The 13,698-nt window shown below is 61.8% G+C and carries 9 protein-coding genes; 6 read left to right on the forward strand and 3 right to left on the reverse strand.

The features are described from left to right. Positions 1-33 precede the first annotated feature (33 nt). Together MHK00_RS02740 and MHK00_RS02745 are read left to right on the forward strand one after the other, a co-directional pair. Entirely contained in the window at positions 34-1,893 is a 1,860-nt protein-coding gene (locus MHK00_RS02740; protein WP_250410298.1) for a DEAD/DEAH box helicase, read from the forward strand. A 148-nt stretch (positions 1,894-2,041) separates the two neighbouring features. Next, on the forward strand, positions 2,042-3,268 hold the full coding sequence (locus tag MHK00_RS02745) for an HNH endonuclease signature motif containing protein (RefSeq protein WP_250410300.1): 1,227 nt from the start codon (positions 2,042-2,044) through the stop codon (positions 3,266-3,268). A 20-nt stretch (positions 3,269-3,288) separates the two neighbouring features. Here MHK00_RS02745 and MHK00_RS02750 read toward each other — a convergent pair whose 3' ends face one another. From MHK00_RS02750 to putP, 3 genes are read right to left on the reverse strand one after another with little or no spacing between them, the layout of a single operon-like run. Further along, complete coding sequence (locus tag MHK00_RS02750; protein WP_179386348.1) at positions 3,289-3,738, reverse strand: DUF2269 domain-containing protein; 450 nt, start codon at positions 3,736-3,738, stop codon at positions 3,289-3,291. Positions 3,739-3,782: 44 nt separating this feature from the next. Further along, the gene (locus tag MHK00_RS02755; RefSeq protein WP_250410302.1) at positions 3,783-4,361 is read right to left on the reverse strand and encodes an HNH endonuclease family protein; all 579 of its coding nucleotides are present in this window, start codon (positions 4,359-4,361) and stop codon (positions 3,783-3,785) included. 37 nt (positions 4,362-4,398) lie between these two features. Then, complete coding sequence (putP, locus tag MHK00_RS02760; protein WP_250410304.1) at positions 4,399-5,964, reverse strand: sodium/proline symporter PutP; 1,566 nt, start codon at positions 5,962-5,964, stop codon at positions 4,399-4,401. 179 nt (positions 5,965-6,143) lie between these two features. Here putP and MHK00_RS02765 point away from each other — a divergent pair, with 179 nt between their 5' ends. The 4 genes from MHK00_RS02765 to MHK00_RS02780 are packed head-to-tail and all read left to right on the forward strand — an operon-like array spanning position 6,144 to position 13,695. Further along, positions 6,144-9,167: a DEAD/DEAH box helicase gene (locus MHK00_RS02765; RefSeq protein ID WP_494546134.1), complete on the forward strand. Its 3,024-nt coding sequence runs from the start codon at positions 6,144-6,146 to the stop codon at positions 9,165-9,167. A gap of 3 nt (positions 9,168-9,170) precedes the next feature. Next, positions 9,171-9,992, forward strand: a complete 822-nt coding sequence (locus MHK00_RS02770; protein WP_150851680.1) for an SWIM zinc finger family protein — start codon at positions 9,171-9,173, stop codon at positions 9,990-9,992. Next, the gene (locus tag MHK00_RS02775) at positions 9,992-11,110 is read left to right on the forward strand and encodes a metallophosphoesterase family protein (protein ID WP_250410308.1); all 1,119 of its coding nucleotides are present in this window, start codon (positions 9,992-9,994) and stop codon (positions 11,108-11,110) included. The genes MHK00_RS02770 and MHK00_RS02775 overlap by 1 nt, the downstream gene beginning before the upstream one ends. Beyond that, positions 11,110-13,695 (forward strand): AAA family ATPase, encoded by a 2,586-nt coding sequence (locus tag MHK00_RS02780; RefSeq protein ID WP_250410310.1) that lies wholly within the window; start codon positions 11,110-11,112, stop codon positions 13,693-13,695. Before MHK00_RS02775 ends, MHK00_RS02780 begins: the two co-directional genes overlap by 1 nt. The last annotated feature ends 3 nt before the right edge of the window (positions 13,696-13,698 follow it).

Here is a 13,698-nt window from a genome sequence, read left to right on the forward strand (position 1 = left end):
TTGGGGCGGCAATCGCGTAGGGTTGGTGAAGCAATGAGCATTACCGATAACGCCACCGGCGGCGTCAACGAGCCGGAAGATTTTAATAAGTCGGAATCTCAGGACAACTCGCAAGGTGTCACCAAGGACACCAGGGCTGCGAATACTTCTGAGGAAACCGGCGCTGAGTCCCAAGATTCAGCCAACGACAACTCCCAGGGGTTCGCGCATCTTGGCCTGCCAGAGAAAATTCTGGAGGCCGTTGCGAAAGTAGGCTTCACCAAGCCGTCCCCCATTCAGGAAGAAACCATCCCGATCTTGATGGAAGGCCGCGACGTTGTCGGCCTTGCCCAGACCGGTACCGGCAAGACCGCAGCCTTTGCGCTGCCGGTTCTGTCGCAGATTGACACCAAGGCCCGCCATCCGCAGGCCCTCGTGCTCGCTCCCACCCGCGAGCTGGCCCTGCAGGTGGCGGACTCCTTCCAATCCTTCGCCGAGTCCCTCAAGGGCGTCGAGGTGCTGCCTATCTACGGTGGCCAAGCCTATGGCATTCAGCTTTCCGGTCTGCGCCGCGGTGCGCAGGTTATCGTGGGCACCCCGGGTCGCGTCATCGACCACCTGGAGAAGGGCTCGCTGGACCTGTCCCAGCTGCAGTTCCTCGTCCTCGATGAGGCCGATGAGATGCTGAACATGGGCTTCCAGGAAGACGTCGAGCGCATCCTGGAAGACACCCCGGACCGCAAGCAGGTGGCGCTTTTCTCGGCCACCATGCCGAACGCCATCCGGCGCCTGTCTAAGCAGTACCTCGACAACCCCGCCGAGGTCACGGTGAAGTCCGAGCGCCGCACCAATGACAACATCACGCAGCGTTTCCTCCTCATCCCGCACCGCGCAAAGATGGATGCCTTCACCCGCATCCTCGAGGTCATCAATTACGACGCCATCATCGTCTTCTGCCGTACCAAGCACGAGACCGAAGAGGTGGCCGAGACCCTGCGTGACCGCGGTTTCAGCGCCGCCGCCATCAACGGCGATATTGCGCAGGCTCAGCGCGAGCGCACCGTCGATCAGCTCAAGGATGGCCGCCTAGACATCCTCGTGGCTACCGACGTCGCCGCCCGTGGCCTCGACGTCGAGCGCATCACGCACGTGGTCAACTTCGATATCCCGAACGATACCGAGTCCTACGTGCACCGCATCGGCCGCACCGGCCGCGCGGGCCGCTCCGGCGAAGCCATCCTGTTCGTCACCCCGCGCGAGCGCCGCATGCTGCGCTCCATCGAGCGCGTGACCAACGCCCGTCTGGAAGAGATGGACCTGCCGTCCGTCGATGAGGTCAATGAAAAGCGCAAGGAAAAGTTCGCGCAGTCCATTACCAACTCCATGGACAATAAGCAGGCGGACTTCTTCCGCACCCTGGTGCGCAAGTACTCCGAGGACAATAACGCGGCTATGGACGACATCGCTGCGGCCCTTGCCGTCATGCTGCAGGGCGGCAAGAACTTCCTAATGGAAGACAAGCCGCTTCCCAAGCCGAAGCGCGACCGCGACCGCCGCGACGATCGCAAGCGCGATTTCAAGGGCGGCGGCAAGGGCCGCGGCCCAAAGCGGCCGGACGGAGACTTTGAGACGTACCGATTGGACGTCGGCAAGCGGCAAAATGTGCGACCGGGAGCCATCGTCGGCGCTATTGCCAACGAGGGCGGCCTGTCTGCCAAGGACTTTGGCCGCATCACCATCGCGGTGGGCCATACCCTGGTTGACCTGCCAAAGAACCTCGACCCGGCGGTGCTGGATCGCCTGAAGGATACCCGCATTTCCGGCCAGCTGATCAAGATTCAGAAGGACACCGGCCGCCCACCTCGCCGTGACCACGGCGGTGGACGCAAGCGCGGTGAACGCTGGCGCGACTAGCATTTTCGACTCAATGGGCCTCTTCGGAGGCCCATTTTTTCGTGCCTTTTGACCTGCGGTTTTACTATAAACGGGGGTAGTGTGTCGGAGGGGTTTTGTATACTAAAAGCGCAAACATGTTCTAGAGATACTTCTGCGGGGGAAGTCCATGAATGCGCCCTACTTTGCCAATACCAATCCAGCAAATTCCACCTCACAAGCAGCAACAGACATTCGCAAGGCCGAATACCTCCTCTGGAAGCGCCTACATCCAGACCCGGATGACGATATCGAAATAATTAGCCAATCACTGTCGGATCTCACCGGAACGCGCCAGTCCCGAATTAGAAATATCATTTTCGCCTTTGAGCGATTGCAGGAGCTGCCGCGCCTTAAAGCCCGGCAGGAAGAGCACTATCACTTAGATTTAGACCGCTTAACTACCATCGACCAGACGCTGTCCAAGTTGGGCGAGATTGAGACCGAACAATGCGTGCTTATCGACGCCGAATTAACCACCTACCTCACCCCCAAACGCCCCAACCAAAAATTACCGTCCCATCGCAACCTGCGGCGAAAGCTTCGGGAGCTCATTGTCCGCCTTGATCCCACCATCGCTGCACGCGATCCGCGGCGCAAGGAGTCTTATCACCTCGAGCCTACAGGTGGGGAGTGGGCCGCAGTGTGCCTAGACGTGGGCTTAGAGACTGCCGAAATCATCGACCGAAATATTCGCGGTGTAGCCACGGAGAAGGACATCTCCTTGGCTCAGGCTGCGGTCGAGTTGCTTACCGGTGAGGCTGAGGCCAAGGCGAAGGTGGTGCTCAATATGTACCGCTGCGATCTGCCGGATGCTCCCGCCTTCGTCCAAAGCTTGGGTTGGGTTTCGCCTGAGGTGGCCGATGAAATGCAATCGCGGGCCACGACCGTGCGCGACATGGAGAAGGCGGCAGAAGATGAAAGCGGAAACTACGTCACGCCGCCGCATATCCGTGCCTTTGTGGAAGGGCTCGATGGAACCTGCCGGTGGCCCGGATGTACGCGACCGGCGATGGCTTCCCAGATGGACCACCGGCATGATTTCGCTGACGGAGGACCTACGTCGGCGGCGAACTTGAGCTGCCTGTGTCAACATCACCACAACATCAAGACTGATGGACGGGCGTTTTATATCAAGGATCCAATTAGCGGGGACGTCGTCTGGCTCTTTGAAGATTCGACTTGGGTCTATGACGAAGCCAGCGGGCCGCTCGCGCCGAAGAATCGGAGGTGGGCGCAGACTGTGGCACAGGCGACGCGGCGGCGTCGAGAAAATGCGCACGAGGATGCGCAAAAGTTGAAGGAAGAGCTGGAAGACGAGAAAAGGGACAGTGAAGACACTGTCCCAGAGGAGTAAATGGCTTTCTAGAAGGCCACTTAGAAGTTGACGTACATCAGGATGAGGCAGATGATCCACAGGAGGTTGAATACGCCGCCGAATGCGGACAGCGGCTTCTTTGCTGCCGCGTAGTCGAAGGATTCAGTGGACTCGAGGGCGGCCATTGCCTTCTTCTGCTTTGGCAGAATGACGAAGAAGAGCAGGCACCATGCGACGATGGCAACCAAGATGGCGATGTGGAAGTTCACTTCGGACTTGTAAGCGCTGATATCGGAAAGGAATACGCCGAGGCCGAGGATAGGCACGATGGCAGAGATGTAGCCGTAGGTATTGGTGATGTTGTGCAGGACGCGAGCGGAGCCGAGCGCCGCGTGGTCACCCTGTGCTGCCTTGGCCATTTGGGTCTGGAAGCTAGAGGTGGATACGCATACTGGGCCGATCAATAGAATGGCTGCGGCCACGTGGAGGAATACAAGGAAAGAAGTCATTGAAAGAACCCTTCAATCGCGGAAAGTTGCCACGTCAACCCTAATCAATTTCCGGTGAGTACGGCCAACCGACATTGCCTTTGCATCGCCCGCACGTCCTTGGAAGGCAGGGGAAGGGAGTACTTTCGGGCGATGTCGGCGAGGCGGCGGGAATAGTCGCAGCGGTTAGCGGGAGGTAGCCATTCCGCGGGGAGGGCGTCTGACTTTTCTTGGTTGAGCTCACGGCTGGTTGCTACGAGATTGAGTGGATCGTTGCCAAAGCGGACCTTGGTTTCGCGGTCCCACTCAGACGCGCCAAGGTCATAGGCCGCGGAGAGGGGAAAGATGTGGTCGATCTCAATGGGAGAGGTAGCGGGAATGGTGGTGCCACTATAGGGGTCATAAAGAGTCCCGCTGCGGGCGTGGCAGGCGTGGAGGGGTTCGCTGGATTGGCTTTCTAGAATGACCTCGCGGGTGGTGCAGGCGCCGTGGGGCTGCCAGATGCCGAAGTCTTCACGGTTGTAGCCGGCGGCTTCGGGGCGGGAGGGGAGCGTGGTGACGTCAAAACGCGGAAAAGGCCACGCATACCATGCGCCGATGAGGATGGTGATGCATGATAGCGCGGCCAGGTAATAGGACTTCATGTCCTATTGGACTGCGAGGAGTCCGCGTTGGTTCCGATTACTTATCGGTGACCTTTTCTGCGGCTTCTTCGAAGTTGAGGTTGGAGTCCTTTTCTACGAGCTTGGCCAGCTTGGTGGCCTCTTCAAACTCGGCAACAACCTCCGGCCGTGGTTCCTTGGTGAGCTTGGTGACTACGACGGCCACGAGGAGGGCCAGGAAGAAGCCTGGGACCATCTCATAGAGGACGTCGGAAAGCGGGGACATGCCCCAGCCAATGGCCACGACGGCGCCGGTTACCATGCCAGCAATTGCGCCGGTGGAGTTGAAGCGCTTCCAGTACAGGGACAGCAGAACGATGGGGCCGAAGGCGGAACCGAAGCCAGCCCAGGCGAAGCCAACCAGGCCGAGGATGGAATCGGACGGGTTGATAGCCAGCAGAGCGGCGATGACCGCGATGGCCACGATGGCGGTGCGGGAGAGGTTGATGAGGACCTGCTCGCTGGGCTTCTTCTTAGCAAAGATGAGGAAGAGGTCCTCGATGAGGGAAGTAGAGACGACGAGCATCTGGGACGACATGGTGGACATGATGGCGGCCAGAACCGCGGTCAGGACGAAGCCGGCGGGCAGTGGGTGCATCATGGCCTGAGCCATATCCAGGAAGATGGTTTCGAAGTTGTCCTGGTCGGTGATGCTGTGGCCGGTCTGGGTGAAGTAAACGGTGCCAGAGAGAGCGACGAAGATGGCGCCGATGACGGACAGGCCCATCCAGGTAACGCCGTAGAAGCGGCCCTGGCGGGCGTCGGAAGGCTTACGCAGCGCCATGAAGCGGACCACGATGTGTGGCTGGCCAAAGTAGCCCAGGCCCCAGGCCAGGTTGCCGATGATGACGCCAGCGGAAACGCCGGCGAACATGGAGAAGTAGTTGTCATTTTCCACTATGCCATCGGTGCCGTAGGCATTATTGCTGGCGAAAGAGAAGATGGAGGCAGGATCGCTGAGAGAGACGATTGCCATAATTGGCACGATCATCAGGGCGACGAACATAAGCACGCCCTGGACGACGTCCGTGTAGGACACCGCCAAGAAGCCGCCGACGAAGGTGTAGAAGATGGTCACCGCGGCGATGACGAGCATGCCGGTGAGGTAGTCGCCACCGAAGGTGGACTCGAAGTAGCGGCCGCCGGAGACCATGCCGGAGGAGACGTAGAAGGTAAAGAAGAAGATGATGATGGCTGCGGAGATGATGCGCAGCAGGCGGGACTTATCGTGCAGGCGGTTTTCAAAGAAGGACGGCACGGTAATGGAGTTGGCCGCGATCTCCGAGTAGGAGCGTAGGCGCGGTGCGACCCACTTCCAGTTTGCCCAGCAGCCGACGAGCAGGCCGATGGCCATCCATAGCTCGGACATGCCGGAGAGGAAGAGCGCGCCAGGCAGGCCCATGAGCAGCCAGCCGGACATGTCGGAAGCGCCTGCGGAGAGGGCCGCTACGAATGGGTGCAGGCCACGGCCGCCCAAAACATAATCGTCATATTGATCGGTTTGCTTGTAGCTCCAATAGCCAATGGCTGCCATTGCGAGGAGATACACGATCATCGCAATGACGTACCAAGTTGAATCTTGCACGTTGTACTCCTTGTAGGTGTGTGATGACATTCTCACGTTAACGGGGTCACAAGGTTAACCCAAGCGAAAATACAGGTGTGGCGCAGATCTCCGTTTCGATTTTCTGTCGTTCAACTGGGAAAAGGGTGGAACATAACGAGCCTGTAACAAAACCAAAAGGGGCTGCTATGCTGGCGGCTATGGCTTCTTACCTCGTGCATGGACTGTGGCTCCCCGTTACGGGACTAGGTCTATGGATTGAACAGGTAGAAGGACACAAGATCGTCATGCCCAATGCCGTTCCTGAGGGCACCTTCCCGCCAGCGGTGGAGTCCATCTTGGCGAAGAAATCCTTCCGCAACCGAGCGCGGGTATCGCTGCGAACGCCAAAGGGCAAGGATGTCTCCCTGATGGTGCCCATGGCGATGTTCGGACCCGAAGAGGCCGTGGCGGCGCTTGCCCAAATGGAGCACCTGAACCACAAGCCGCCGGCCACCATTGCGCCCGACCTCCAGTGGCTCATCCATGCCTACAGCGGCCTGTGCAAGTTCGTGCGCGCCGGCCGCGTGACCTTCCGGCTGGCTTACCAGGCCAATGAGTGGTTCCCCATGTGGCAGCTGGCCTCCGGCTTGGGTGAGCGCGGCTGGCTCGCGGAGATGATGGCGGCCGCGCCGGGCATCTTGCACGTGAATAACCGGGCACTCTCAGATGACATGGCCGATGAGCTCACCCACTGGATTGCCTTTCGCGAGCTGCGGCCCGTGGCGGAGGCGCCGCGCCCGATGCCGTGGCACGAGTTTGCCCGCGCCCTGCTCGATACGCGGCCGATCCGGCGAGGGCGCTCGCAGCTGCTGCGCGGGCTCAATGAGTGGAAGAATTCCATCTACGAGGTAGAACTCCAGCTGGTCTACATCGTGGAGGAGCCGCTTGACGTTGACCCGGATACAGCCAAGTGGCCAGTGCGCGTGCGGGTGCGCTCGGGCACGGATTCTCCACGGCCGGTGTCGGCGCAGAGTTTGGATAGGGCGAGTGTGGAAAAGCTGCGCGAAGCTCACCGCAAAGCCGTGCGCATCGCACCCACGCTGGGGGAGACCGCGCAGCTGCCACAGCCTGGCGACGGCGACTGGGACGTCTACCTAGAAACCCACCAGCTCACCCACTTTATTACCCATGAGGTGGATAAGCTCAAGGCCAGTGGCGTGACCGTCATGCTGCCCAAGGCGTGGGCGCAGATGGAGACTAAGGCCAAGCTGGAAACCCACGAGGCTCGCGATCCGGCCGAGGCCGCCACGAAGAAGCACATCGGCATGAATAAGCTAGTGGACTATAACTGGCGCATGTCCGTAGGCGATGTGGAGCTGACCGAGGAAGAGATGGAGGACCTGGTCAATTCCAAGTCCGGCCTCATCCAGCTGCGCGGCAAGTGGGTCATGGCCGATAAGCAGGTCGTTTCCCAAGTCTCCGGCTACATGGACGCGCTGCGGGAGAAGGCCACAGCGCGCAAGAAGAAGGAGCTCGAGCAGCTAGCCGCCTCCGCAGAGATGGCCAAGCAGCTCGACCAGCCAGGGTGGCAAGCCCTGATGGAGGACGTGGAGCGCCGCCGCCAAGAATTCAACGAGGGCGGCGAGGAGCACGAGCAGGTCACCGTGGCTGAGCTGCGCGAGCTGGCGCTAGAGTCCATGACCCAAGAGCCCATCGAGTTCACCGGCAGCACCTGGCACACGGCGCTGCTCGGCGGGGTGGATAAGGTCGCCCCAGAGCGCGTGGAGATTCCCGCATCCGTACACGCGGAGCTGCGCGAGTACCAGCGCCGCGGCGTCGACTGGCTGTATTGGATGTCGCGCAGTGGCATTGGGGCAGTGCTTGCCGACGACATGGGTCTCGGCAAAACCCTTCAACTACTGTCCCTCCTCGCGGTAGAGAAGGACCGCGGTGAGCAGACCGGTCCCACGCTTGTGGTGGCACCAACGTCCGTGGTGGGCAACTGGGCCCGCGAGGCCCAGCGCTTCGTCCCAGACTTCAAAGTCATGGTGCAGCACGGTCCCAGCCGCCCGCGCGGTGAGGACTTCGCCCAGGCTGCTGCCACATCCGACCTCGTGATTACCACCTACGGCACCGTGGGCCGCGATTTTAAGGACATGGGCGAAGTCGGCTGGCAGCGCGTTGTCCTCGATGAGGCCCAAGCCATCAAGAACTCCGCGACCCGCTCGTCCAAGGCCGTGCGCTCGCTGCCCTCAGAGCACCGCGTGGCGCTGACCGGCACCCCGGTGGAAAATCGACTCTCCGAGATGCGCTCCATCCTGGATTTTTGCAATCCCGGCGTGCTGGGCACCGCCTCGTTCTTCCGCAATCACTTTGCCAAGGCCATCGAGCGCAATAATGACGAGGAAATGTCCGAGCGCCTGCGCCAGCTCACCGCGCCGTTTATCCTCCGCCGCGTCAAAACGGACCCGAATATCATCGATGACCTGCCGGAAAAGTCCGAGCAGATCCTCACCGTATCCATGACCACCGAGCAGGCCGCCCTGTATAAGGCACTGGTCAACCAGGTGAAGAAGGATCTGCAGGAGGCGACGGGCATTAATAAGCGCGGTTTGGTGCTGGCCTCGCTGACCCGCATTAAGCAGATTTGTAATCACCCGGCGCACTACCTGGGCGATAACTCGCCGGTGACGCTCAAGGGCAAGCACCGCTCTGGCAAGGTCAAAGAGCTTATGCGCATCGTGGACGAGGCCACCGAATCCGGCGAGCGTCTCCTGGTGTTTACCCAGTACAAGGCCTTTGGCGATATCCTGCAGCCCTACTTAAGCGACCAGCTCGGCCGGGAGATCCCCTTCCTCCACGGCGGGGTAAGCAAGAATAAGCGCGACCAGATGGTGGAGGACTTCCAGTCCGAGGACGGCCCGCCGGCGATGATCCTATCGCTCAAGGCGGGCGGCACCGGCCTGAACCTCACGGCAGCCTCTATCGTCGTACACATGGACCGCTGGTGGAACCCGGCGGTGGAAAACCAGGCAACGGACCGTGCCTTCCGCATTGGCCAGCGCCGCAATGTGCAGGTGTATAAGATGATCACCGCAGGCACTCTGGAGGAATCCATCCAGGATATCTTGGACGGTAAGACGCAGCTGGCCGGCGCCGTGGTGGGCGAAGGCGAGGGCTGGCTCACGGAGCTAGACCCAGATCAGCTGGCCGCACTCATGAGCTACCGGGGGAGGGAGTAATCCATGGCTGTTAAAGGCGACGACAACGTCATCTATGCCAATTTTGGCACCCGCAAACGAGTAAGCACCCCGGCCGAGGTCAATCACGTGGACCGCAGCGGGCGCATCCTGTCCACTACGGCCTCCCGCATCGCGGCTTTTACCTCGCATGGTGCAGACCGAGGCAGGATTACCCGGGGCCGCCAGTATGCCGAAGGCGGACACGTCGTGGGCCTCGAGGTGCGCAATGGCGCCATCCACGGGCGCGTGGCCGGCTCCCAGAACGAGCCCTTTGCGGTGCTCATCCAGCTGCCGTACCGCAATAACGACGATATTGCCCAGCTGGCCACCGAATTCGCCCGCACCCCCAATTCCGTGGCCAACGCGCGCAAGGGCATGCTTTCCGACGCCGCCTTGGACACCCTCTTCGCCCCCGAGGCCGAAGACCTGCGCCTGACCTGTGACTGCCCCGATGGCGAGTACGTATGCAAGCACATCGTGGCGGTGGGCGATAAGCTCGCCACCCGCGCCGATGCGGACCCGGCCGTCATCTTTAATATGCGCGGACTGGACTTTGCCCGCTTGGAGCGCATGGTCTTAGAACAGGCCAAAGCGGTGAGCCGCGAAAGCTTCACCCCGAGCGACCTGTCCGAGGAAGAAAAGAATGACATCTTCTGGAACGGCCGCGAGCTGCCGAAGCTGCCGCAGCCCAAGGTCGCTCCGGCCATTGATGACTCCGATCCGGACCTGCTGCGCAAGGCCATGCGGTCGGTCTCGCATACCAACCTGGATCTCTTGCGTGCGGTATCCGATATTGAAGACCTCTACTACCACCTCTCGCACTAATGACTGCTACCACGTTTATCCATACCTCCGATTTTCAGCTGGGCATGACCCGGTGGTTCTTGAAGGGCGAGGCCCAAGGCCGGTTTAACGATGATCGCGAGGCCGCCATCGTGCGGCTCGGCGAGCTGGCCGAGGAGACCGGCGCGGAGTTCATTGTCGTGGCCGGCGACGTCTTTGAGCACAATGCCCTCTCGCGCGACATCCTTGCCCGCGCCACGGAGATGTTTAAGCGCCTGCCGGTGCCGGTCTATGTCCTGCCGGGAAACCACGACCCGCTGGTGGCGGATTCGGTCTTTTATAAAACCAGCGCGGAGAATGTCCACGTCATCGCAGACTCAGAGCCCATCGAGGTCGCACCCGGCGTGGAGTTGGTCGGCGCGCCGTACCTGTCCAAGCGAGCAAACCACGACTTGGTCCGCCAAGCACTCGAGCCGTTGGAACCGGCTGAGGGCATTCGCATCGCCGTCGGCCACGGCCAGGTGGATTCCCGCTCCGGCGAGGATGACGCCGATACCATCGACCTTGCCTTCGTCGAGGACTGCCTGGACCGCGGGGTGATCGACTACCTGGCGCTGGGCGATACACACTCCACCGCGAGCCTCGGCACCACCGGCCGGGTGTGGTTCTCCGGCAGCCCAGAGACCACGGACTATAAGGAAACAAGCACCGGTGGCGGCGAATCCGATTCCGGCAATGCGTTGGTGGTGCGCGTGGGGGATGAGGTGGACGTCGACAAGCGCCGCATCGGCCGCTGGACCTTTGAAGCCCTCGATGCCGCCGTGGATTCCGCCGAAGACGTGGAACGCTTCCTCGCGCGCCTAGGCGAGTACCCCGATAAGGTGCGCACGGCCGTGAAATATAGCCTGCGCGGCACGCTCGGCGTCGCGGCCCATGCCCGCCTACAGCGCGGCTTGGATGAGTACGAAGCCGTATTTGCGTCCTTGCGCCCCCGCGAGCGCACCATGGACCTTTACCTGGAACCCAGCGAGGAGGAATTGGCTAGCCTCGATATCTCCGGCTACGCGGCCGAAGCCCTGCATGAACTATTGGATAACCGCGAGGATCCCGTCGCCCGCGACGCCGCCAACCTGCTATTCCGCCTGGAGGGACAGTCCTAATGCGCATCCACCGCCTAGAACTCACCAACGTCCGCGGCATTGAGCACCTAGTCCTTGATGAGCTTCCCGAGACCGGCGTCGTGGTCATCCACGGCGAGAACGAGGCAGGCAAGTCCACCATCGTGGAGGCGCTCGATGTGGTGCTCACCGAAAAGCACAGCGGCCGCTCCAAGCGCATTCGCTCCCTACAACCGGTGGGCAAGGACGTTGCCCCGGAAGTTACGGCCGAGCTAAGCGTAGGGGAGTACCGCTTCCGCATTGCCAAGCGTTGGCTATCCAAGAAGTCCTGCGAGCTGAATATTTCTTCCCCACGGCCGGCGCAGTTTACCGGCAGCCAGGCCGACGATGAACTGGAGCGCATCCTTTCAGAGCACTTGGATCGCTCGCTTGTCGACGCCCTCTTTATGCGCCAAGACGACACCGGCGAGGCCATCTCTGCCGTCGGCATTCCTAGCCTGACCCGCGCACTCGAGCGCGAATCCGGCCTGGCCGAGGACGAGGTTTCCGGCGACGATTCCGCGCTGCTCGCTCGCGTGGACAAGGAGTATCAGCGCTACTTCACCGCGGCGAAGGGTAACCCGGCCGGCGAGTACAAGGAATCCGCCGCAGCCCTAGCCCGCGCCGAAGAGGAATACACAGAAGCCACCCGCGTCCTGCGCGAGCTCGATTCCGTGGTCGAGCGCTACGAGCAACTCGAGCGCGACCAAGCCGCCGCCGAAGCCGAGCTCCCCGCCGCCCGCGCCGACCTCACCGACAAACAGGCGCAGGCCGAGGAAGCCGCTACCGCGCAGGCCACCCTGGACTCCCATAAGGCCACCCTGGCCCGTGCTTCAGAGGATCTTGCCCGTGCGAAAGCCGCCGTCACCGAGCGCGCCGAGCTCGTCACCGCGGCCGAGGAAGCCGCCACGGCCACCGAGGCCGCCCAGCATAAGCTCACCGCCGCCCAAGACAAGGCGAAAGGAGAAGCCGCGGTCAAAGAATTGCTGGAGAAGCAACTAGCGGAGGCCAAAGAGGACTATGCCGCCGCCCGCAGCACTTTAAAGCAGGCACGCCGCCTGCAGGATAAGCAGAAGTTTGAGCAGCTCAGCGCCCGTCTGGAATCGCTTGACGGCCTAGCCGCCAAAGTAGACCAAGCCCGTGCGACCATCGCCCAACGCGGCCGCGAGGTCACCGCGGCCGATATCACCAGCCTGCATAAGGCAGACTCAGCGCTGTCGGTGGCCGAGCGCCTGCACGAGGCCGCTGCCGCCAAGGTCCATTTTTCCGGACCTGCTGGCTCCACCATCCGCGTCGATGGCGAGGACATCGAGTTGGATGAGGACACCGCCGTCGAGCTTGTCGATTCCCGCGTTATCACCATCGGCGATATCACCGCCCGCTTCTCGGCCGGTTCCTACTCTGCGGAGGACACCCAACGCGATGTGGAACAGGCCCGCACCCGGCTGCACGAGCTGCTCGATACCCTGGGCGTAGGTTCAGTGGCCGCGGCCGAGGAAGCCCATGAGACGCACCGTGCACAGAACGACGCCCTCGATGCCGCCACCCGTGCCCTTGCCGCGGAACTGGGGCCGGATGATTTGGGCGAGCTGCGCGCCCAGCATGCCGCACTGGCTGAGAAAGTCGCGGACCTTGCGGACGGGGAGGAGCTAGACCTCGCCGCCGCCGAAGCCGCGGAGGAAGCCGCCAGCGAAAAGGTCGATGCGCTCGACCGCGAACTCGTGCCGTACCGCGAAAGCAGGCTGGCCCACGAGGCTGTGCGCCTCGATGCCGAACTTGCCGCGGCCCGCGAAAACGCGCAGCGCGTGACCCGAGACCTTTCCTTCGCGCGTGAACGCGCCGCCGACGAGGACCTGCGTGCTGAGGTCGTTCGCCTGGAATCCGTAGTGGTGGACCTGCGCGGGCAGCTCGAAGAAATGGAAACCGTTGACCTTGCTACCGCGCAGTCCTTGGTAGAAGGCGCGCAGTCCCACCTGGATTACCTCACCGACCGCATCCAACGCTGCGAGGTAGACCTCGGCCGGCTTTCCAGCGAGGTGAACTTCCACTCCGGTGCCGCCGAGCGCGCCCAACAGGCCACCGCGGCGCTGGAGATGGCCCGGGCGGTATATGAGAGCGTGGACAAGCGTGCGCAAGCCGCCCGCTATCTGCGCGAACTGTTGCTCAAGCATCGCGATGCCGCCCGCCAGCGCTACGCCGCGCCCTTCGTGGCTGCACTGTCGCGGCTGGCCCGCACCGTGTACGGCGGCGGCATCACTTTCGAGCTCGATGACGACCTCCGCGTGACCACCCGCACCCAGGACAATGAAACGGTGAGCCTGGCCAGCCTCTCCGGTGGTGCCCGCGAGCAGCTGGCCATCCTCACCCGCTTTGCCATCGCGCAATTGGTGGGGCCGGAGTCGGTTCCCGTTATTGTGGATGACGCGTTGGGCTCTACCGATGCACACCGCCTGCAACTTATGGCCACGCTCTTTTCCCATGTCGGAAGGGACAACCAGGTATTGGTCTTTACCTGCATGCCGGAGCGCTACTCCCGCGTACCGGGACGCAGTGAGCGCGACATTGCCGCGCTCAAAGGGGTAATCTAGTGC

The organism is Corynebacterium tuberculostearicum, assembly GCF_022347385.1.
GTDB lineage: Bacteria > Actinomycetota > Actinomycetes > Mycobacteriales > Mycobacteriaceae > Corynebacterium > Corynebacterium tuberculostearicum_M.

Excerpts from the sequence above, each read along its gene's own strand:
- MHK00_RS02740 (WP_250410298.1), top strand. The coding sequence starts at position 34 with ATGAGCATTACCGATAACGCCACCGGCGGCGTCAACGAGCCGGAAGAT.
- MHK00_RS02745 (WP_250410300.1), top strand. The coding sequence starts at position 2,042 with ATGAATGCGCCCTACTTTGCCAATACCAATCCAGCAAATTCCACCTCA.
- MHK00_RS02750 (WP_179386348.1), bottom strand. The coding sequence starts at position 3,738 with ATGACTTCTTTCCTTGTATTCCTCCACGTGGCCGCAGCCATTCTATTG.
- MHK00_RS02755 (WP_250410302.1), bottom strand. The coding sequence starts at position 4,361 with ATGAAGTCCTATTACCTGGCCGCGCTATCATGCATCACCATCCTCATC.
- MHK00_RS02765 (WP_494546134.1), top strand. The coding sequence starts at position 6,144 with ATGGCTTCTTACCTCGTGCATGGACTGTGGCTCCCCGTTACGGGACTA.
- MHK00_RS02770 (WP_150851680.1), top strand. The coding sequence starts at position 9,171 with ATGGCTGTTAAAGGCGACGACAACGTCATCTATGCCAATTTTGGCACC.
- MHK00_RS02775 (WP_250410308.1), top strand. The coding sequence starts at position 9,992 with ATGACTGCTACCACGTTTATCCATACCTCCGATTTTCAGCTGGGCATG.
- MHK00_RS02780 (WP_250410310.1), top strand. The coding sequence starts at position 11,110 with ATGCGCATCCACCGCCTAGAACTCACCAACGTCCGCGGCATTGAGCAC.